General features: G+C 29.5%; 17 protein-coding genes. All 17 read left to right on the top strand.

From position 1 onward, the window contains the following. Window positions 1-114 precede the first annotated feature (114 nt). A complete protein-coding gene (locus tag ACO5J6_RS08110; protein WP_485643305.1) occupies window positions 115-8,217 on the top strand; it encodes a two-partner secretion domain-containing protein in 8,103 nt (2,700 codons plus the stop codon). Further along, on the top strand, window positions 8,214-8,624 hold the full coding sequence (locus ACO5J6_RS08105) for a hypothetical protein (protein ID WP_485643304.1): 411 nt from the start codon (window positions 8,214-8,216) through the stop codon (window positions 8,622-8,624). Before ACO5J6_RS08110 ends, ACO5J6_RS08105 begins: the two co-directional genes overlap by 4 nt. A 38-nt stretch (window positions 8,625-8,662) precedes the next feature. Next, a complete protein-coding gene (locus ACO5J6_RS08100) occupies window positions 8,663-8,935 on the top strand; it encodes a hypothetical protein (RefSeq protein WP_485643303.1) in 273 nt (90 codons plus the stop codon). A 444-nt stretch (window positions 8,936-9,379) separates the two neighbouring features. Then, on the top strand, window positions 9,380-10,423 hold the full coding sequence (locus ACO5J6_RS08095) for a hypothetical protein (RefSeq protein WP_485643302.1): 1,044 nt from the start codon (window positions 9,380-9,382) through the stop codon (window positions 10,421-10,423). Between the two features lie 184 nt (window positions 10,424-10,607). Continuing rightward, window positions 10,608-11,006 (top strand): hypothetical protein, encoded by a 399-nt coding sequence (locus tag ACO5J6_RS08090; RefSeq protein WP_485643301.1) that lies wholly within the window; start codon window positions 10,608-10,610, stop codon window positions 11,004-11,006. 75 nt (window positions 11,007-11,081) lie between these two features. Beyond that, window positions 11,082-14,381, top strand: coding sequence for an EndoU domain-containing protein (locus tag ACO5J6_RS08085; RefSeq protein WP_485643300.1), 3,300 nt, complete (start codon window positions 11,082-11,084; stop codon window positions 14,379-14,381). Between the two features lie 133 nt (window positions 14,382-14,514). After that, window positions 14,515-14,865 carry a hypothetical protein gene (locus ACO5J6_RS08080; RefSeq protein ID WP_485643297.1) on the top strand — a complete coding sequence of 117 codons (351 nt, stop codon included), beginning with the start codon at window positions 14,515-14,517 and terminating at the stop codon, window positions 14,863-14,865. Between the two features lie 325 nt (window positions 14,866-15,190). Then, window positions 15,191-15,667 (top strand): osmolarity sensor protein EnvZ, encoded by a 477-nt coding sequence (locus tag ACO5J6_RS08075; RefSeq protein WP_485643299.1) that lies wholly within the window; start codon window positions 15,191-15,193, stop codon window positions 15,665-15,667. Continuing rightward, the gene (locus ACO5J6_RS08070) at window positions 15,667-16,071 is read left to right on the top strand and encodes a hypothetical protein (RefSeq protein WP_485643295.1); all 405 of its coding nucleotides are present in this window, start codon (window positions 15,667-15,669) and stop codon (window positions 16,069-16,071) included. The genes ACO5J6_RS08075 and ACO5J6_RS08070 overlap by 1 nt, the downstream gene beginning before the upstream one ends. Before the next feature lie 265 nt (window positions 16,072-16,336). Beyond that, the gene (locus tag ACO5J6_RS08065) at window positions 16,337-16,546 is read left to right on the top strand and encodes an EndoU domain-containing protein (protein ID WP_485643298.1); all 210 of its coding nucleotides are present in this window, start codon (window positions 16,337-16,339) and stop codon (window positions 16,544-16,546) included. 133 nt (window positions 16,547-16,679) lie between these two features. Further along, on the top strand, window positions 16,680-17,030 hold the full coding sequence (locus ACO5J6_RS08060) for a hypothetical protein (protein WP_485643297.1): 351 nt from the start codon (window positions 16,680-16,682) through the stop codon (window positions 17,028-17,030). Between the two features lie 325 nt (window positions 17,031-17,355). Next, window positions 17,356-17,832: an osmolarity sensor protein EnvZ gene (locus ACO5J6_RS08055; protein ID WP_485643296.1), complete on the top strand. Its 477-nt coding sequence runs from the start codon at window positions 17,356-17,358 to the stop codon at window positions 17,830-17,832. Continuing rightward, on the top strand, window positions 17,832-18,236 hold the full coding sequence (locus ACO5J6_RS08050; protein WP_485643295.1) for a hypothetical protein: 405 nt from the start codon (window positions 17,832-17,834) through the stop codon (window positions 18,234-18,236). The genes ACO5J6_RS08055 and ACO5J6_RS08050 overlap by 1 nt, the downstream gene beginning before the upstream one ends. Window positions 18,237-18,322: 86 nt before the next feature. Continuing rightward, window positions 18,323-18,532, top strand: coding sequence for a hypothetical protein (locus ACO5J6_RS08045; protein WP_485643294.1), 210 nt, complete (start codon window positions 18,323-18,325; stop codon window positions 18,530-18,532). A gap of 2 nt (window positions 18,533-18,534) precedes the next feature. Continuing rightward, on the top strand, window positions 18,535-19,056 hold the full coding sequence (locus ACO5J6_RS08040) for a hypothetical protein (RefSeq protein ID WP_485643293.1): 522 nt from the start codon (window positions 18,535-18,537) through the stop codon (window positions 19,054-19,056). 345 nt (window positions 19,057-19,401) lie between these two features. Then, the gene (locus ACO5J6_RS08035) at window positions 19,402-19,929 is read left to right on the top strand and encodes a hypothetical protein (protein WP_485643292.1); all 528 of its coding nucleotides are present in this window, start codon (window positions 19,402-19,404) and stop codon (window positions 19,927-19,929) included. Window positions 19,930-20,022: 93 nt separating this feature from the next. Continuing rightward, the gene (locus ACO5J6_RS08030; RefSeq protein WP_485643291.1) at window positions 20,023-20,607 is read left to right on the top strand and encodes a hypothetical protein; all 585 of its coding nucleotides are present in this window, start codon (window positions 20,023-20,025) and stop codon (window positions 20,605-20,607) included. Window positions 20,608-21,962 lie beyond the last annotated feature (1,355 nt).

Genomic DNA, 21,962 nt, shown 5'->3' with positions numbered 1-21,962 from the left:
AAAAATAAGATTTGTATTAAGAATTTTATTGAAACTTTATGAAAATTATGGTAATATTAGGTATCTAATATAAAATACAACTTTTTAATATAAAATTCAAGGGGAGTGAAAAAAATGACTGATAAAAATTTTTTGCTTTTAAAGGAATATTTTAAGGATAGACTATTAAGAAAAACAGTAGCTTTTGTAATGCTGCTGTTTTTTAATTTCAACATATTTTCCGAAATAATACCCGACCCTGCAAGTATAGGAACAAAAGTAACAAAAACAGCTTCGGGAATAGACCAGATAGATATAGCGGCACCGAATAAGAACGGGACAAGCTATAACTCCCTTAAAGAATTACAGGTAAGTGAACAGGGGCTAATACTAAACAATAATAAACATGTGGCAGTAAATACACAGACAGCAGGACTTGTAGCAAGAAACAGAAACCTTGATAACGGAGTGGCTGCAAACCTCATCATAACGGAAGTAACAGGGAAGAACAGAACAAATATAAACGGGATAGTGGAAGTGGCAGGACAGAGAGCCGACCTTGTAATGGCAAACAGAAACGGCATATATGTAAACGGTGGAGGCTTTTTAAATACGGACAGGGTAACATTGACAACAGGAAGTTTACAGATGAAGGACGGAGACCTTGTAGCCATAGATGTATCACAGGGGCATATAGGGATAGGAGAAAAAGGAGTGGACGCATTAAGCCTAACAGACCTTGAGCTTTTAGGAAAGACGATAGATATAGCAGGAGTGATAAAAGCGTCAAAAGAAACAAGAGTGCTGGTATCAGCAGGGGGACAGACATACGAGTACAGAACGAAGGAAGTAAAAAGTAAAGGTGAAACATATAGAGGAATAGCGGTAGACGGAAAAGCAGCAGGAAGTATGTACGCAGGAAAGATAGATATAATCTCAAATGATAAAGGGGCAGGAGTAAATACAAAAGGGGATCTGGTAAGTGTAGACAATATAACACTGACAGCAAACGGAGATATAACGACAAACAAGGTAAATGCAGGAAAGCAGGTAACATATAAGAGTACAAAGAAAGTAAGAATGAAAGGGGAAACAACAGCAGGGAAGAAAGTACAGGTAAAAGCAAAAGAAACGGAAATAGACGCAAAAGTAGTAACGGGATATCTGGAAAAAGCCCTTGGAGAAAAGGCAATAGAAATAGAAAGTGAAAAGACAAGTATAACATCAAAGATAGAAGCAAACGGAAGAGTGGAAATAAAATCAAAGGAAACAAGAAACACAGGAGAAATACTTGCAACGGAAAAGATAGAAGTAACAGGAAATAAACTTAATAATAACAGCGGAGAAATAAGAAGTAACAGTAAGATAGACATCAATGTAAAAGACACATCAAATGTAAAGGGATACATACTGTCGGACGGACTGACAAAAGAAGATGTCAAAAAAGAAGAAGAAAACAAGGAACAGCAGAATAATGAAAATATAAAAAATAAAGAAATAGGAATAAACATAACAGGAACATTAGACAATACACAAGGTGTAATAAGAGGAAGAGAAATAAGCATAGGGGGAAATATAAAAGGGAACAGCAAAGGAAAGATAGACTCCATAGGAGCCTTGACTTTGAATGGAAAAATAATAGACAACAGAAACGGAATAATAAAAGGGAATATAAAAAGACTTAATGCAGACAGACTGATAAATGACAACGGACAGCTGCTGTCAAATGAAAAGATAGAGGGAATAATAAAGGAAACAAGTAATATAAGAGGGGAAATATCGGGAGCGGAAAGCGTAAAGATAGTAGGAGAAAAGTTAAACAACTTATCAGGATTAATAAGAAGTAACGGAAAGATAGAAGTAACAGGAAATAAACTTAATAATAACAGCGGAGAAATAAGAAGTAACAGTAAGATAGATATAAACGTAAAAGACACATCAAATGTAAAAGGATATATACTATCGGACGGACTGACAAAAGAAGATGTCAAAAAAGAAGAAGAAAACAAGGAACAGCAGAATAATGAAAATATAAAAAATAAAGAAATAGGAATAAACATAACAGGAACATTAGACAATACACAAGGTGTAATAAGAGGAAGAGAAATAAGCATAGGGGGAAATATAAAAGGGAACAGCAAAGGAAAGATAGACTCCATAGGAGCCTTGACTTTGAATGGAAAAATAATAGACAACAGAAACGGAATAATAAAAGGGAATATAAAAAGACTTAATGCAGACAGACTGATAAATGACAACGGACAGCTGCTGTCAAATGAAAAGATAGAGGGAATAATAAAGGAAACAAGTAATATAAGAGGGGAAATATCGGGAGCGGAAAGCGTAAAGATAGTAGGAGAAAAGTTAAACAACTTATCAGGATTAATAAGAAGTAACGGAAAGATAGAAGTAACAGGAAATAAACTTAATAATAACAGCGGAGAAATAAGAAGTAACAGTAAGATAGATATAAACGTAAAAGACACATCAAATGTAAAAGGATATATACTATCGGACGGACTGACAAAAGAAGATGTCAAAAAAGAAGAAGAAAACAAGGAACAGCAGAATAATGAAAATATAAAAAATAAAGAAATAGGAATAAACATAACAGGAACATTAGACAATACACAAGGTGTAATAAGAGGAAGAGAAATAAGCATAGGGGGAAATATAAAAGGGAACAGCAAAGGAAAGATAGACTCCATAGGAGCCTTGACTTTGAATGGAAAAATAATAGACAACAGAAACGGAATAATAAAAGGGAATATAAAAAGACTTAATGCAGACAGACTGATAAATGACAACGGACAGCTGCTGTCAAATGAAAAGATAGAGGGGATAATAAAGGAAACAAGTAATATAAGAGGGGAAATATCGGGAGCAGAAAGCGTAAAGATAGTAGGAGAAAAATTAAATAACTTATCAGGATTAATAAGAAGTAACGGAAAGATAGAAGTAACGGGAAATAAACTTGACAATAACAGCGGAGAAATAAGAAGTAACAGTAAGATAGATATAAACGTAAAAGACACGTCAAACGTAAAAGGATACATACTGTCAGACGGAATAACAAAAGAACAGGCAAAAGAATGGCAAGTGGAAGAAAAAGTAAAAGAAGAAAGTAAAGAGGATAAAAAGGAAGAAAATAAGGAACAAACAACAGGAATAAATCTGAAATCTGACAGACTTGACAATACAAAAGGAATAATAGCAAGTTTAGGAAAAACAGCAGTAAATGCAGGAGGAACAGTAAATAAGGACGGAAAGATAGTATCAAGAGGTGTAGTGGAACTCATTACGCCTAACGAGTACGTATATGAGGGGACAGTAGCGGGAGATTATGCGACGACATTAAATGCAAAGAAAATAACAGTAAATGAAAAAATGGAAAGAAAGAACACACTGGAGCTAATAGCAGAACAGGGAGTAATATTAAAGGAAAACATAGTATCAAGAATACTAAGCATAGAAACAAAAGGAAACCTTGACAATGCAAAAGAGATAAAGGGTACAACAACCCTTGTATTAAAAGCGGACAATATAGAAAATAAGGGAAACCTTTTAAGTGATAAGAATCTGTATATAAAAGTGAACGGAAAAGTATTAAATAAGGAAACAGGACTAATAAAAGGGAAAGAAGAGACATATGTGGAAGCAGGGATAATAGAAAACAACAGAGGAAAGATACTGTCAGAGGGAAACCTTGCCCTGATAGCTGAAACATTAATAAGAAATGACAGGGGAAAACTGCACGCAAGAGGAGATGTATACGGAGAAGTAAGGAACGGACATTTTGAAAATATAGGAGAAACGGAAGTAATAATAAAGGATACATTGAAAGCGACAGGAACGGAAGGAACAGCCGTAACGAATTTCCTAAGAAAAAGAAGAGAAAGAAAAGAACAGCCAAAACAGGAAACGGAAAGAACATACCATATAAATATGAACGGTTCCGACATAACAGCAGACGGAAATGTAATAATAAAAGCAGAAAAAGGAGTATCGATAACGGCTAAAAACCTGTATAATACTGAAAGATATATAGACGGAAAAGACAGAGTAATACTTGCAGGCGGAGGAAGAATAAAAGGAACGGATGTATATATAGACGTAAAAGGGAAAGTAGTAAACGGTACGGAAGAATATGAAAAAGGAACAAACAGAAGAAAAGACGGAGTACTTGTAGACAACAGAAATGTAACAGCATTAAATCCGTCAATAATAGGAGGGACAAACAGTACAGCAATAAAAGGAGGAAACCTTGTAAACACATCACAAATAGGTATTACAGGAACAACACAGATAGAGCTTACAGGAAAAGGGATAAATGCAAGTATAGGAAATAATACAGGAAAAATAAACGGAAATATTGTACTTGTAGAAGGGAATAAAGGCATAAGAAATATAGGGGGAGAAATAAAGGGAGGAGAAGCGACACAGGTAACATCAAAAGAGGGGAAAGTAATAAATGAAAGCAGCATAACAATAAAAGAGCTGACAAGGGAAGTGGGGTTAGGAAGATTCTTTAAACATATAGGCAAAACAGTAACAGAAGTATACGGGATAACGGAAAATATAAGAAATGTAGGAAAGATAGAAAGTAACGGAACGGTATATGTTGAGGCAAAAGAAGCTGAAAATATAGCTGGAAATATAAAAGGGTCAGAAGGAACAGTAATAAAGAGTACGGAAAAAGACATAGTTGACAGAACCATAGCACTTAGGGAAGATAAACACGGACAGGTGGAAGTAAAGGAAGTAACAAGACCCGTAAGAAGAGAAATTGGAAAGATATCGGGAGATAAAGTGGAAACGGTTCAGGTAGGAACAAAATGGGACAGCTGGACAAAGACTACTACGGTATCAGGAGAGATAGGAGAGGGTAAAAATACAATCCTCGAATCAGCAAGGGATATAATCCTTGAAAGCAGTAACGTAAAAGGGAAAGAAAATATAGCATTAAATGCAAAAAGATACCTTACAATGCTTTCGACAGTGGATACGGAATTAAAACAGAGAAGTGAAACACATAAGAGCGGAAGAGTAAAGAAAAAGACTACAACAAACAACTGGGTAGAAGATAATGTGTATGCAAATAATGTAGATCTGACATCCGACGGAAACATACTTATGAACTTCAGGAAAGTGGGAGCCCCTGCGGACAATAAGGGAGTATTTGCACAGGGGGTAAACTTTAATGCAAAAGGGGGAATAATAGGACTGTCGGATGGAAATATATACGTACAGGGTACAAAGGACAGACTGAACAGTGTGTTTAATTCGCATACAACAAAAAGATTTATGGGAGTGAGATACGGAAGCGGAAGCGACTATGTGAGCGATACAAGGGAGAAGTATAAATTAAGTCAACTGTATGGAGAAGCAGGGATAACATATGACGCACAGGGGAAATTGAAAGTAGAGGGGGCAGATATACAGACCCAGGGAAATGTATACCTTAGAGGAAAACAGGGAGTAGAGATACTGCCGGGAGTGGAAAACAGCATAAGGGAAGAGGAGCATAAGACAAGCGGCATAAAAGGAAGCTTCGGAGTAAGCTGGAGCGGAATAAGTGCAGGGGTAGGTTATGGCAAGAGCAGGGACAGGATAAGTGAAATAACGAAGGAAATAATAGCGAACAGACTGGAAGCAGCAGGAGATGTGGAGATAAAGAGTGAAGAGGGGAATGTGGATATATATCCGGTAAACGGATATATAGGAGGAAAGTTAAAATTAACAGGAAAAGATATAAATATACTTGATATGCAGTCAGAAAGGATAATGGACAGGGAAACGGAAAGCAGCTATGTGGGAGTAGGTGTTAATTTTGGAGTGCCTGCGATAAGTGCAGCGCAGCAGATATGGGAAGCAGGGAAAGGACTTACGAAAGCGAAACATAAGGAAGACTATATAAATGCAGGATTTGGAGCATTCAATGCAGGAATGAATGCAGCAGGAGCATTAGGCGGTAATGTTCTTAGTTCAGGAATGTCATTGAATTACAGTAAAAACAGAAATAACTATCATAGAGAAGAAAGTATATCGGTAGGGAGTAATCTACGTATAGGAAAAGGAGTGGAGTATAACGGAAATAATCTGCATACAAGAGGACTGAACATAATAAATGAGGGAGATACGGTATACAACATAACAGGAAAGATAATAAAGGAAGCAGGGAAAAGTACAATAAAAGAAACATCGGACGGTAAGGGATTTGGAATATCGGTAAGCCACGATATGTTTAATTCGGCAGGTCAAGTTCAAAATGTTCTAAAACCGTCAAGTGGAGTAATAACGCCAAGTATAAGCAGAGAAAAAGGAGAAACAACCGCAGTATACTACTCCAATAATCAGGATATAACGAAAGGAAAAACAACATATAACAATAATCCTGAAGTAAAAGTAATAGGAGTAGATGTAAAGACAAAAGAAATAGAGGGAAGTGTAAAAAGCCTTGACATAATAAGTGTACAGGACAGTGTAAACGGTAAGAGCAGGGGATATTCAATAAGTTACGGTATAGGAATAGGAGAGCATTCGGTAGTAAGAAACGGAAGAAAAGAAAATACAAACGGACTTTATACTCAAAATATGGGAATAGGATATTCAAAAGGAGAACTGACACAGAGAACTACAAATGCAGTAGGAAGTTTTACAGCTGAAAGCGGAATACTGAATGTAGAAGGAAAAACAAGACAAGTAGGTTCTGTAATAGACGGAGGATTTACACTGAATACAAAAGAATATGAACACGAAGACTTGGAAGATATAAATAAGAGCAGAAATATAGGAATAAATGTAACAATAACACCGGGAGTAGTGGAAATCTATAAGAACGGAATGCTGACAGGAAATGCGAAAGGGGGGACAGCATACGGGACAAGGATAAGTTTTAATGAAAAGGACTATGTGGCAAAAGCAAAAGCAACGATAGGAAGTAATGTAAAGACAATAATAGACGAGAAAGAAGAGAAACTGAAAGAAGTAAACAGGGATATAGGAAATAGAATAGAAGTAATAAGAAACAAAGAAATAAGCCCAGTCAATATAGATTTGGGAACAGAATACTGGGGAACGGACTATGCAAGAGAAAAAGTGAAAGGAGATTTTGTAAAGGCAGGAAACAAAATAGAGAGGGTATCGGAAATAATAAAGGGGATAATGGAGAATGAAAACAAGGATATAGTGCTGTATTATAAAGACAGGATAGATTTTGAGGAAGAAAGGGACAGACTGGAACGAAGCGGAGAATTGGAAACGACGTTAATAGACAAGGAGAAAGCGAAAGAGATAGCGGAAAGAGCGTCAGGAGAAAAGATAGAGGACTTGCAGATAATAAGCTCAAAAGACCCGAATATAAAGGAGATAGTGGGAGCGAATGCAATAAGAGGGAGAGCGTATCACAGAAGTGGAAAGATAATAATAGTAGCGGATAATATAGAAGACTATGCGAAAGCGATAGGAGTGATAGCGAAAGAGGGAAGACACTTTTATCATAGAAGAGAAAACGGAATGGAAGATACGGAAGACTTATCGACATTTTATGGAAGGCAGTTTGAAAGATACAACAGAAAGAAATTTGAAGATAAGGACGCAAATTTTGTAACGGAACAATTGAGATATACAAGAGAACAGCTTGGAAATGATTGGGAGAATGATGCGGCATATATCGGTCCGAAATTTAGTGTAGGTCCAATTTTCCAAGGGGGAGGAGGAATAGGTGGTTATATTGTAAATACAGGAAATGGAATAGATTTAGGAATTGGTATCTCAGGAGGATTTGGATTTGTTTCTGGAATTTCTATTAGTGGTGGGGTAGATGCTATTTATTTTCCATTGGCTAAAAGTAAAAATGATTTATTAAGTAATTATTTTGTTTTTAATGCTTCTGTTGGAGGAACAATTGGAGTTGGAGGTTCGGGAGGATTAACTTTGATGATTCCTATAAAGAAAAATGGAAATTTAGATTTTAATAATAGAGGTGTCGGTATTGGTGTTAGTGGAGAGGCTGCAGCGGGATTGACGACGCCAGGAATTGGTGGAAGCGCAACTTTTTCCACAGGAGTTACCTTTTGGAAAAGTATTAAAAATAAAAATATTTCTAGATATTTAAATGCTTTAAATGATTATAAAAAGAAATATGGATTTGATAATATTGCTAAAAATTTTGATATATATATAAAAGAAAATAGAACTAATATAGAAAAAGAATATAATAGGAGAAGAAAAAAATGACAGAAATAGTAATAAAGAATAAATATTTTTTAGGTCATTATGATTATATTACAGTCTGGGCAGCTGATAAAGAATATCACTTAAAATATAATTCGGAATTTACTTTTCTTACATCAAAAAAAGAAGAAGAAATAGTAATTTCATTATTCTTCTTTAAAAGTAGAAAAATGATTATAGATTGTTCAGAAAAAAATAGAATTTCTTTGGAATTAAAATCAGATATAAAAAAAACTTTTATATTAAGTTTATTAAATTTATTTACAAGTTTTATGGCTATGTTAGTCATTCCTATCATTTATGGAATTAATATTCTAAGTATATTTATTATTATTATTTCAGTATTCTTTGTATTTTTTTGTAATATGATTTTTGCAGTAAAAACTATAAAATTAGTAGAAAGGATATAATAAATTAAGTATAGAAATAATAAAGGCAGTATCAGAAAATGAAGGCAAGGACACCAAATAATAGATATGGGTTACTTATGAATAATTGTGCAGTATTTGTGGAGAGACAGTTTGTTGGAACAAGTAAAGAAGCAGAATTATTATCCATAGGAATACTCCCTTCAAATTTGAGAGATTATGCTATTAATAATAGAGCTACTACTTTAGTTTATTATAATTATAATGGAAATGGAAATAAGATAACACTTGATTTAAAAAATAAATCACCAAAAAAGATAAAGAAAGAATTAAAATATTGGGAAGAAAATTAGGGGTGGAGTTATAATGAAAGAAAAGATATTAATTTTTATAATAAATATTATATGGCAATATTTAAAAATGAAAAATTATAAAAAGATATATTTAGATTTAATTGTATCTATAATTTTTATATTATTTTTAGTTATTCTAATTTATATGTGGATAATTTTTACTGATATTTTAAAAGGAATGGGAGATATAAATTCCTTTCAAATGCTATTGTTTTTAATCTTACTTGTGCTTTTCTATATAATAAAAATAATGGTGTATTTGAAAAAAGATAATTTTTTAATGAAAAAAGTATTTCTTGTTCTATCAATAATTATAGAAATAGGAATTAATTTATATTTTATTTTGTAGATTATACATAATAATATGAAAAATCATACTCCATATTTCTCACTATCTGTATCTATTTTATTTTTGATACATAAAAAAGACTCGGGGGTAAAGAAATGATGAAAAAAGAATTGATAAGTATAATATTAGTGCTGTTTTTATCTTGTGGGAAATTAAAAAAAGTATATAATAATGATGATTATGTGGACAAAATAGACAAAGAATTTTTTACTAAAGGAGAAACCGTAAGTCCAGAGAGCAAGTTAGAACTGTATATTATAAAAAAAGAAAATGGGAAATTAGTAAAAAAGAATATAGTAAATAAGGAGAAAGAAGATAAAGAATTAAAAAATCGATATTCCACTTTATTAAATTATGATAATAATAATTTATATCTATTATTTTATAAAAATATTGATGTAGGAAATGAGTCAAGAAAATTGAAGATATTTTACTATGATAAAAACTATAATTTAAAACCTTTTAATGAGAAAGAGTATATACTTGACAATATAGACAGAGAAAAAAATCAATATGTTGAAGAAAAAAATAGAGTTGAGAATGTAGAAAATATTGAATATATTATTAATAAAGATATTTACTTAAACTATAATTATCAAGGTGGTTTTAAAAATAATGAAAGAATAGTAAAAAATGAATATGGAAATATATATAGCTATAATAAGGAAAGAAATGAACTATATCTAATAAGTGAAAATGAAAAAATATTATATATCTACAATACAAAATCTAATATATTAAAAAAAGAGAAGTTAGACGATACAAGTAAAAATTTTTTCTTCAATAAAATAGAGCTGGATAATGAAAACATAGTATATTCAAGAAAAAATCTATTAGTGAAAAGGAATATTAAAACTAGTAAAGAAAAAATTTTATATAAAACTTGTAACAGGATAGATAAAATAATTTCTTTGAATAAAAAAAATACGTTGATAACTTTTGGAGTATCAGGAAATAATGATGTTTTTTCTATGATATTAGGATATATAAATAAATGTAAATGGGATCATGATGTAGTATATGATTTAGAAATCAATAAGGTATATATTTTAGAAACATGGAATGATGAGTTAATGAGAAATAAAGAACAATTGAAATTAACAAAAGAAATAATAAACCATGGTGTAGAAAAAAATTAAGTTTAAATTCTTAAAAAACTTGTCATAAGATATAATTAAATTTAGTAGATTCAAAGAACTATATAACCGAAAGAAGTGTTATTGTTTGTTATGACTATAACATCAATAATAAACTGAAAAAATTCAAGGTAAGACTCTTAAAGATATCTATTTAGAAATAAAAAAATTAAGATAAGGAGTAAAGATGTTAGATCCAATATTATATATCACAAATATTCTAATTATTACAACTTTAATTTGTCTAAAAAATTATGGATATTATAAGATAAAAAAAAGGAAAATTTTAATAATTTTATATATTTTGGACATTTTATATACTTTTAGATTTTACTTAATAGCTGGGTTTTTATTACCTGTTTTATATATAGAACGAGAGAATAGTATCTATAAATTTATAATTATCATTATTTCTTTACTTTTTATTCCATTAGGAATTTATAAATTTTGTTTGATAATAAAGAATTTGAATAAATTAGAAAATAGTAAAATTAAAAAAGAAGCTATAATTATGGGAATAATGGATATTTTTCAAATTTTTACACAAAATATATTTTTAATAATATTAGATAATATGTTGAATTAAGATTTAAAAAATAAATAAAATATACTTTTATAATACTACATTTTTACATATTAAGTTTTAATCAGGAGATAAAAGGTGAACAAATTATTTAGGATATTAATAATATACTTTATCATATTAAATCTACTTTTTGGAAATAGTCAGACAAAAGAAATAAGGACTTTTGAAACTCTAAAAAACCCCCGCATTTTCGAGCAACTACTTAGTGAGGACTATAGTAAATGGGAAAAAGAAAAGAATAATGTAAGTCCGAACTTAGTAAGCGAGAAGCGGGGAAAGAGGGTTTTAGGGAGTGCATACTCCCTAAGGAGTGATTTAACAGGGGGGATGCTTGACTCAAACGGAAACATCAATGTATTTAAGGACGGAAACCTTACAGCAACAGCAGGAGTAAGCAGACAGAAAGGAGAAAGTGAGGCAGTATATTACTCCAATAATGAGGATATAACGAAAGGGAAAACAACATATAACAATAATCCTGAAGTAGAAGTAATAGGAGTGGATGTAAAGACAAAGGAAATAGAGGGAAGTGTAAAAAGTCTTGACATAATAAGCGTACAGGACAGTGTAAACGGTAAGAACAGGGGATATTCTGTAAATGTGGGAATAGGCTTCGGAAAACATACAAGCGGAGAAAAGGTAGTAAACGGACCGTATATATCAAGTGTAGGAGCAGGATACAGTAAGAGTGATACAACACAGAAGATAACAAGAAATGTGGCGGAGTTTTCAGCAGAATCGGGAATACTGGAAGTAAAAGATAAGGTAAGACAGGTAGGCTCACTAATAGACGGAGGCTTCACTTTAAATGCGAAAAGATATGAACACGAAGATTTAGAGGACATAAATAAGAGTAAGAGTATAGGAATAAATGTAACTGTATATCCGAATGTAACATATACGGCAAGAGACGGAAAAGGGAAAGGAATTTATACAGACGGACATACAATAAATGGAAGTGGAGCAGTATACAAAGTAGGAGTAAGCTATGCTGAAGTAGATAAGAACAGGGAAGTAGTTTCCACAATAGGAAGCAATGTAAAGGTAAGTCAGGATATAGGGGATATAAACAGGGACGTAAATAATCAGGTAAAAGAATTTGAAGGAAAAGAAGTAAGAGGAATAAACGTAGACTTGGGAACAGAATACTGGCTGACGGAAGCAGGGAGAGGAAAAGCAAGGGACATCATAGAGGGAGCAGGAAGAACGGTAAAAAGTATAAAGAAAATACTGACAAAGACGGACAGTAATGGAGAGTTAGAGATTGTAAAGAATATGGAAGCTGAAAGTGCATTGAGAAAAATGGAGCAGAGAGGCTTTGTAGAGGGAAAAGACAAGAAGATAGAAAGAGTAGCAAAGGAAATAGAAGCAAAATACGGAAATTTAACAAAGAAAGGAATAAAGGTAAGATTTTACGGAGAAGAAGATGTAGACACATCAGGCTTGACAGAAGCCCAGTTAAGAAAGCTGAAAGCAGACGGGATAGCGACAACGGGAGACGGCTATATCTGGATAAACAAGGAGAAGATAAAGGACGGAAATACGATAAACTTCAACAAGGTGGTATCGCATGAAATAACACACCAGATACTTGGAGAGGACAGTGAATATGAGGCAAGATATGTAGAGTCGGGAATGGAAGAATTTTTAAGTGAGATAAAAGGGAACGGATATTTAAAGGACGGCAAGATAATAGACCTGCTATATTCAAGACTGACTGATGAGGACAGGGCAAGACTGAACAGATACATACTTGAAGATATGCAGTTTAAAGACTTGAGCGGAGGAGCAGGGGACAGATATACCGTGGTGAACCTTAAGTATCAGAAGATAGGTACGGCTTTAAATCAGGCAGGAAAAAATGACAGAATATCAAGAATGTACGAAAGAGCAAAAGAAAGAAATAAAGGTGATAAAAACAGTATCAGTAAATCAGAAAGAAGAATAAAAGAATTAAAAGACAAAGGAAATCTAACAAAAAAAGAAACAGCTGAACTGATAAAACTGACAGGAGAGATATATAAGGAAGAAAAAGAGATAACAAAATTAACAGAAAGATATGAAAGTTTAGAAGAGATAACGGAAGATAAAAAAGAATATCTCACATATATAGCAGGGCTGAAAGATAAGAGAAAAGAATTAGAGAAATATGAGATAAAAATACTGTATAAAGATGAGAATGGAAATATATATGTAAAACAGACGAGCGGAAATCCTGAAGAGAAAGCAAGACAGGAATACTATATGAAGGAAATGCAGAAAAACAGCAGAGAGGGGATAGACCAAAATGTAATAGATAAAGTACTTTCGCCGATATCAAAAATAGAAGAGATGATAAGTAATGGAGAAATAGTAGAATATAAAGGCGGAGGAATAGTAACAGGATACGGGATAACAGAAAATGATGCAAAAAATAATTATGAGATAAGAACAGCAGTATTTAAAGAGGGAGCAATTCAGTCAGGAACATCAGGATATAGAATAATAAAAGGGATAGGATATATAGGAGCTTCGGGAGAATGTACACTTGTATCGTTAGGAGGATGTTCGATATTGGGAGCTGCTATGGGGACAATGGGATATGCAGAGACTGTATTTGGGGGAAGTGATTTAGTAGAAGGACTGAATAAGATAGATATTGCGGCTACAAACAGAAGAGACATAGGTTACAATGCGATAGAGGAATACAGGAAGACGGTAAATAACAGTGCGGTATCTGGGGAAGAAAGAAGCTATTATATAGCGAAAGCAGCTAATCCGATAGCAGATAGCTTAAAAGTGATGAAATTACCTGATTGGGTATATGCGGCAGGAAATGGAGCAAGCTTTGTAGCTTCAATGGGATTAGAACCATATAGGATAGCGATAACGAGTCCGGCAGCAAAATATATAACGAAGTATAACAGTCCGACATTTGTAACGCCTGAAAGATATTACAATGTAAAAGCGGAGAATGGATTATTAAGTTATGAAAGTCAGCAGGCAGTAATAAGAAATTATGGAGATATAATAAATCGGAATTACTTAATAAATGATCCGCTTTATGTATATCAGAAGAATAGCGAAGACCCAAAATTTGATTTTAGGCATATAATAGACGGAGAAACGAATAAGAGTGGAACGAGAGCAAGTGGGGGACATAGTGGAAGTTCAAAGAATGTAAATATATTAGAGACATATGGAAAGGCTGACGCAAATGGAGTAACAAAAACGAGAGTTGAAATCTATAATCAAGATTTAAATAAATGGGTAGAAAAAAAGACACAAAACACAACATTTCCAAGAGAATGGGACAGTAAAAAAATAGAATGGGAAGTAAAAGGAGCTTGGAATAGTAGTAAATTTGAAATAATAGACCCAATAAATAAAATCTAGCAAGGGACATCTCCGAGTGGTATAAGGATAGAAGGATTTATGAATAATAGAACTTTGGCTTATCCGATTTATGAGGGAGGTGAGTTGAAGTGAAAATAAAATACTATTATCATATAGGTAAAGATAAGAAATTATGGGGGGATATTGTAGCATTATAAATGGAGAAAAATATAACATAGGATATTCAGTTTATTTAACAAGATTGCTAATAGAAATACATTTTGAAGGAGGAGAAGAACTAATGAGAGAAATAGAAAAAATAGAGAGAGGTGAAAAAGAATATTATGATAATGCAGCAGAAACATTAGAGTATTTCATATATAAAGATAGAGTAGATTTTAAATGTTGGTGGGGAGATTATGAGGACTGGAGTTGTCCGATAGAAGAATTTAAAAAAGCTTTGTTAGGTTGGATGAAATTTTTGGAAATGCCGAGAGATATAAACAGCTATCTTGAAGTAAAAATAAATGATATTGAGAAATAAGCTTTTATATCAAGTTTGAGTAAAATTAAATTTCAAAATTTTTGATTGATTATTAAGTGAATAAAAAACAAGCCCAACATTTAAATTATTTCAATGAAAAAATACGTAAGAGAGCGTAAAGAAAAATCACTGTCTGAACGAAGTGAGTTTGTGATTTTTTAGCGAGAGAAGTATTTTTGAATGAGAAATAATTTGAGTTGGGGGAGTTTTATTCACTTAATAAAGTAGGAAAGTATAATACAGAAATAGAAAATAGAGTGAAGAAAGTATCAAATTTATAATAACGGATAGAAATTTATTTGGAGTTAAAAATGAGGTAAATGAGATGTATATACTTGTAGACATATATAAAGAAAGAAAAGAAAAAGATTATAGAATGATAATAGTACCAAGTGGAAGAAGTAAGATAGGAATAGGACAATTAAAAGATTATGGAATAATATCGTATTTAGGTAGAGGAGAAGAGGAAAAAATAGGAGAGCTTGTATTATGGGCATTAGAACAAAGTGATAATATGAAAATAGAAAATGCTTCAGAAATAAAATTTGAAAAAAAATATTCAAATGCTTCATCTTATTCAAAATTTTCAAGAACGTATAATGTAGTAGATTTTATTTTAGAAGAAGATAAATATAAATTAGGATTAAATACGAAAGACGGAGTAGGATATTCAGTTTTTAAAGATACAGAGGGTAATAAATATGAAATAGAATTTAATGAGAAGCCGTCAGCTCTTGAACTGGGAACGAAGATAATGGAGATGTTTGAATTTAAAGAAAAATATGACGGAGAGAAAAAATAATGAAAGTAAAATTTTATTACTATTTAAATCAAGGAAGATTATGGTTAGGAGGACATTGTGAAGTCATAAATGCTAAAAAATATGATGATAATTACTCAGGTTATTTAGTTGGAGCCGTATGGGAGATGAAATATGAAAGAGATGTAGATTATGAATTAAAAGAAATAGAAAGAGTAGAAAAAGAAGAGGTTGAGTGTTTTAAAACAGGAACAGATATATTTTCAACTATAATATACAAAGATAGAGTAGAGTTTGAATATAACTGGGAAGATGAAGATTGGCCAGATTGGAATTGTAGTCTTGAAGAATACAAAAGGATATTATTAGGAAAAAAAGCATTTTTAATGTTACCTAAAGAAATTGAAAGTTATTTAGAAATAAAAATAAATGACATTGAGAAATAAGCTCTTATATCAAGTTTGAGTAAAGATAAATTTTAAAATTTTTTATCCACTTAATAAAATAGGAGAATATCGTACAGAAGAAAGAAATAGAATAAAATAAGAGTAAACTAAATTTAAACCAATGTATGAAAGATTTATATCAGATATTCCATATGCTAATGAAGAATTAATAGATTATTTTTTAGAAGTTAGTGTTTTTTATAATAAATATACTTAATATTTAAATAAGTAAAATAAAAAGAAAAAATTATTAAAAAATATAAATATGTTGGAGACATATGGAAAGGCTGACGCAAATGGAGTAACAAAAACGAGAGTTGAAATCTATAATCAAGATTTAAATAAATGGGTAGAAAAAAAGACACAAAACACAACATTTCCAAGAGAATGGGACAGTAAAAAAATAGAATGGGAAGTAAAAGGAGCTTGGAATAGTAGTAAATTTGAAATAATAGACCCAATAAATAAAATCTAGCAAGGGACATCTCCGAGTGGTATAAGGATAGAAGGATTTATGAATAATAGAACTTTGGCTTATCCGATTTATGAGGGAGGTGAGTTGAAGTGAAAATAAAATACTATTATCATATAGGTAAAGATAAGAAATTATGGGGGGATATTGTAGCATTATAAATGGAGAAAAATATAACATAGGATATTCAGTTTATTTAACAAGATTGCTAATAGAAATACATTTTGAAGGAGGAGAAGAACTAATGAGAGAAATAGAAAAAATAGAGAGAGGTGAAAAAGAATATTATGATAATGCAGCAGAAACATTAGAGTATTTCATATATAAAGATAGAGTAGATTTTAAATGTTGGTGGGGAGATTATGAGGACTGGAGTTGTCCGATAGAAGAATTTAAAAAAGCTTTGTTAGGTTGGATGAAATTTTTGGAAATGCCGAGAGATATAAACAGCTATCTTGAAGTAAAAATAAATGATATTGAGAAATAAGCTTTTATATCAAGTTTGAGTAAAATTAAATTTCAAAATTTTTGATTGATTATTAAGTGAATAAAAAACAAGCCCAACATTTAAATTATTTCAATGAAAAAATACGTAAGAGAGCGTAAAGAAAAATCACTGTCTGAACGAAGTGAGTTTGTGATTTTTTAGCGAGAGAAGTATTTTTGAATGAGAAATAATTTGAGTTGGGGGAGTTTTATTCACTTAATAAAGTAGGAAAGTATAATACAGAAATAGAAAATAGAGTGAAGAAAGTATCAAATTTATAATAATGGATAGAAATTTATTTGGAGTTAAAAATGAGGTAAATAAAATGTTTTTATTTGTCAGAATATATAAAGAAAAAAAAGAAGAAGATTATAGAATAATAATACTGCCAAGTGGAAGAAGTAAAATAGGATTAGTACAAACAAAAGATTATGGAATAGTATCCTATTTAGGAAAAGGGGAAGAGGAAAAAATAGGAGAGCTTGTATTATGGGCATTAGAACAAAGTGATGAAAAAAAAATAGAAAACAGTTCAGATATAAAAATTGAGAAGATGTATTCAAATGCTTCATCTTATTTAAAATTTACAAAAATGTATAATGCTGTAGGATTTAGTTTAGATAATAATAGATATAAACTAAGGCTAAGTACGAAGGACGGAGCAGGATATTCAGAGTTTAGAGATGAAAATGGAAATATGTATGAAGTAGAATTTAATGAGAAACCGTCAGCTCTTGAACTGGGAACAAAGATAATGGAGATGTTTGAATTTAAAGAAAAATATGACGGAGAGAAAAAATAATGAAAGTAAAATTTTATTACTATTTAAATCAAGGAAGATTATGGTTAGGAGGACATTGTGAAGTCATAAATGCTAAAAAATATGATGATAATTACTCAGGTTATTTAGTTGGAGCCGTATGGGAGATGAAATATGAAAGAGATGTAGATTATGAATTAAAAGAAATAGAAAGAGTAGAAAAAGAAGAGGTTGAGTGTTTTAAAACAGGAACAGATATATTTTCAACTATAATATACAAAGATAGAGTAGAGTTTGAATATAACTGGGAAGATGAAGATTGGCCAGATTGGAATTGTAGTCTTGAAGAATACAAAAGGATATTATTAGGAAAAAAAGCATTTTTAATGTTACCTAAAGAAATTGAAAGTTATTTAGAAATAAAAATAAATGACATTGAGAAATAATTTGAATTGAAGGAGTTTTTATTCACTTAGTAAAATAGAGAATATCATATAGAAGCAGGAAATAGAGTAGAAAGAGTATTAAATTTATGAAGAAGATTGGATTTGATTTAAACAAGGAATTAAAAAAAATAGTTTTAGATAATATAAAAACTAAAATAAAAAAAACACAATTATCTAATATTGTAAAATCATATAATGAAGAAATTAAATTTGATAAAGATTATATTATAGAAATAAATAATAAAAAATTATCAAAATCATTTAATCCTTCTAAAGAATGGAGGAGATTATTTTGATTATGATATTAGAAGATAAAGAAAAAAATGATTATTTACAAGAAAGAAGACAAAAAAGAGGAAAAATATTAACGATTAGCTTTTTTGTAATTTGGATAGTTTCATTTATATCAATTTTTATGACAGTTTTATTAAATGGAGGATTTAAAGATGCAGCAAAAATAAATGAGATAGGAGCAAAAATAGAAAATTCTGATGAAATCTTTATGAATGGCAAACAGTTATCTTTAAAAGAAAGGAAAAAAATTTTAAGCATAATGAGTGAAAATTATGAAACAGTATTTGTTTGTTATATGTCAAAAGAAGAAATTGCAAACATTAAAAGTAAAGATGTCGTGAATATTACTTTTAAGAAAAAAAATAAAGAAACAAATTTAAAATTATATAATGATTTTAGTTGTACAGATGATAATTATTGTCCTGATTATTATTTGTTAAGTGTTGAATATGAAGGAAATGAAGAATGTCTAACAATAGGAAAAGATAAAAAAATGACAGAAATATTGATAAAATATATCAAATAATTTGTTTAAATTTTTGTCTTGAAAGATAATTGGTCTTATGTCAATAAAAAAGAGAAATTAAATAGAGATTTTCATTTTTAATTTATTCATATTTTTTCGTATTGTGCTTAGAGTAATAAAAGGAAATAGAGAAAAAATTTTGAAAAAAGTAAATGAAAGGATAAAATAATGTTAAAAGTAAAATTAGATTGCAGTATTCAGAGAAATCTTACCTTTAGAATGAAAATTTTATTATTTCCTTGGTGTATAATGTTAATAGCTCCTATGATTATTATGAGAATATTGTATATAATATTAGTCATATTCTATATTATTTATAGAAAAATAATAATAAAAAAGATAAAAATGAAAACAGACGTTTTTGTTACAAGTAGAAAAATAATATTAGAAAGCCCTTTTTTTAAGAAAGAGATAGATTTTGATGATATAAAGATGATAGGATATAGAAAAGGTTATCCAAAAAAGGTAAATAGTAAAACAGGAGATTTAATAATAAATTTAACGCCTTTAAAATTAGATTATTTGTATATGTATAATTTGATTTTAGATAATTATTCTTTTGCTGAAAGTAAAGGATATAGAAGTTTTATAATACCTGATTTAATTAATGTAGATGAAATATATGATTATATTATAAAAGAAAAACGAATAAAAAGAGAGGACTTTCAAAAAGAAAAAGAATATGGTGAAAATACGCTATTATTGCATAATAAAAAAATTATGATAAGAAATTATATTTCTGAAATAATTTATGATGATGAGAAAAAATTCAGGTTAATTAGAAATAAAAATAAAATAAAAATTAGTGAAGATTTTTGGAGTAAAAATATGATAATGAAAGATTATGGACTACCAAGTACAAAATATAAATAATAAGATAAGGAAGGAACAGTAAGAGAAGCCGGAAATAAAGATAAGATAACACTCGATTTAAAAAAATAAATTACCAAAAAAGATAATTTTTTAATGAAAAAAGCAGGTCTTTATATGCAAAATAAAAAAAAATTTTATATATTAGGGTTATTATTGTTTTTAATATTTTTAATGATGCAAACAAATATTGAATTCTTAAATAGGCAATTATCTGGATTTTTTTCAGCGATTTTTGTGATAGTATCAGGAATTTTTATAGTATCTAAGTTTAGAAGAAGAAATTTTTTCTTTGGAGGAATATTTAATTCTTTCTATATATTTCTTACTATCTGTATCTATTTTATTTTCGATACATATTCTCTATCTGATACATATTCTATAGTTATAACAGGAATTTTATTATTTAATTATATATTACTATTATTAGTATTAAATACAAAGTTAAAATTAAATACAGAAGAATTTATGTCTAATATGATATATTTTTTGTTTATGTTTTATATAGAAATATTATATTTATCAATACTTATAATAGTTATATTTTATCTAATATTATTTATAAAATTATATTTTAATAAAAAAGAAAAAGAGATTATGATGTATTTTTTAGGTTTTATATTTAATATGATATTATATTTCATAATAATAATTGTAACTTTAATGTTTTGGGGAATTTAAAATTCTATATAGAATAATATTGAATTACTATAATGAAAATCTTTAGATTATACAGTATTTTAAAAATTATCTCATTAATTTATTTTATAGTTATGTTAGTACATTCAATAATACAATAGTTAATGAAGAAAAAAATAATAGGAGATGTCATATGTGAAAATTAAATATTCAAAATTTGACTTTAACAGAAAAGATGTTGTTATATTTCTATCTTTTCTAATTTATTTAATATTTTTTCTCTTGTTTGTAGATAGCGAAAGAAATATCTTGAGATATATAATATTTCTAAGTAGTGTTATAATATTTTGTTCTATTTATCGTTTTCATTTAGTTTGGCTATGGAAAAATAAAGTAAAAATTGAATTTTTTAAAACATTTATTAAAGTTAATGGAATTCTTTATTCGAAGAAATTGAATTATAATGAAATAAAAAAATTGACAATAAGGAAGAATTATCTATCTTCATATGATATAGTCATAAACTATGATGAGGGAATAAATTTTTTCAGATATTTATGTAATTATTTTTTTGATAAATTTTCGATTGGAAAAAATCGTGATAAAAGTTTTGTTATATGTGATGTGAAAAATATAGATGAAATATTAAATTTTTTATTAGAAAAAATAGGATATCCTAAAAAAGAGGTATATAATAATTTTAATAAGTATAAAATTCATATAAAATATTCAATATTTGAAAGTTCGTATATACTATTTTTTTTGATTTTTTGTGTGCTATTATTATTGTTATTCATTTTTGATAAACTTTCGATAATAATTATATATATTTTTATTGGTAGCATTAAATTTCTAAAAAAAGAATATAATATAATAAATTACGATAAAGATAGAATAGAGATATATGAAGAAAAAAGAAAAATTTATATAATTAGGGATTTTTATGAAGATAATAGAAATATTATAATAGATTATGATGTGAAAGAGAACTTGTTCGGAAAATATAATTTTTATTATTTTGAAAATAATATGTTACCCAGAAAATATAAGAAATGAAAAATCAATATAGGAGCTAAATAATGGAGAAATTATTAAAAATAGGAGTTTACTTTCTTATATTAAATCTAATGTTTGGAATGTATGTTTAGAATAAAAAAAGAGAAGTTAAAGAGAGTAAATTTTAAAAAGATGATATAATATAAAAAAATAATGGAGGAAAAAATGATGGAAAAATAGAACATAGGGGTTCAGGGAACGGTATTGTGGTGAATGTGCTTGAAGATATAGTATGTAGGGTATATACTGATGAAATAAACAATAGAAATTAATAAATTGGAATTTATAACTGAAATTTTTTGTATTTTGTGAAGGGAGAATATTGATTTATGTTTTCAATA

Source organism: Pseudoleptotrichia sp., assembly GCF_057270515.1.
The sequence above is the reverse complement of the archived record's forward strand: the minus strand, read 5'-3'. Positions and strand labels throughout refer to the sequence as shown.

Coding starts and splice junctions, on each gene's coding strand:
- ACO5J6_RS08105 (WP_485643304.1), top strand. CDS start 8,214: ATGACAGAAATAGTAATAAAGAATAAATATTTTTTAGGTCATTATGAT.
- ACO5J6_RS08030 (WP_485643291.1), top strand. CDS start 20,023: ATGAAAAAAGCAGGTCTTTATATGCAAAATAAAAAAAAATTTTATATA.
- ACO5J6_RS08045 (WP_485643294.1), top strand. CDS start 18,323: ATGAAGAAGATTGGATTTGATTTAAACAAGGAATTAAAAAAAATAGTT.
- ACO5J6_RS08035 (WP_485643292.1), top strand. CDS start 19,402: ATGAAAACAGACGTTTTTGTTACAAGTAGAAAAATAATATTAGAAAGC.
- ACO5J6_RS08100 (WP_485643303.1), top strand. CDS start 8,663: ATGAAGGCAAGGACACCAAATAATAGATATGGGTTACTTATGAATAAT.
- ACO5J6_RS08060 (WP_485643297.1), top strand. CDS start 16,680: ATGGGGGGATATTGTAGCATTATAAATGGAGAAAAATATAACATAGGA.
- ACO5J6_RS08090 (WP_485643301.1), top strand. CDS start 10,608: ATGTTAGATCCAATATTATATATCACAAATATTCTAATTATTACAACT.
- ACO5J6_RS08040 (WP_485643293.1), top strand. CDS start 18,535: ATGATATTAGAAGATAAAGAAAAAAATGATTATTTACAAGAAAGAAGA.
- ACO5J6_RS08110 (WP_485643305.1), top strand. CDS start 115: ATGACTGATAAAAATTTTTTGCTTTTAAAGGAATATTTTAAGGATAGA.
- ACO5J6_RS08050 (WP_485643295.1), top strand. CDS start 17,832: ATGAAAGTAAAATTTTATTACTATTTAAATCAAGGAAGATTATGGTTA.
- ACO5J6_RS08080 (WP_485643297.1), top strand. CDS start 14,515: ATGGGGGGATATTGTAGCATTATAAATGGAGAAAAATATAACATAGGA.
- ACO5J6_RS08075 (WP_485643299.1), top strand. CDS start 15,191: ATGTATATACTTGTAGACATATATAAAGAAAGAAAAGAAAAAGATTAT.
- ACO5J6_RS08055 (WP_485643296.1), top strand. CDS start 17,356: ATGTTTTTATTTGTCAGAATATATAAAGAAAAAAAAGAAGAAGATTAT.
- ACO5J6_RS08095 (WP_485643302.1), top strand. CDS start 9,380: ATGATGAAAAAAGAATTGATAAGTATAATATTAGTGCTGTTTTTATCT.
- ACO5J6_RS08065 (WP_485643298.1), top strand. CDS start 16,337: ATGTTGGAGACATATGGAAAGGCTGACGCAAATGGAGTAACAAAAACG.
- ACO5J6_RS08070 (WP_485643295.1), top strand. CDS start 15,667: ATGAAAGTAAAATTTTATTACTATTTAAATCAAGGAAGATTATGGTTA.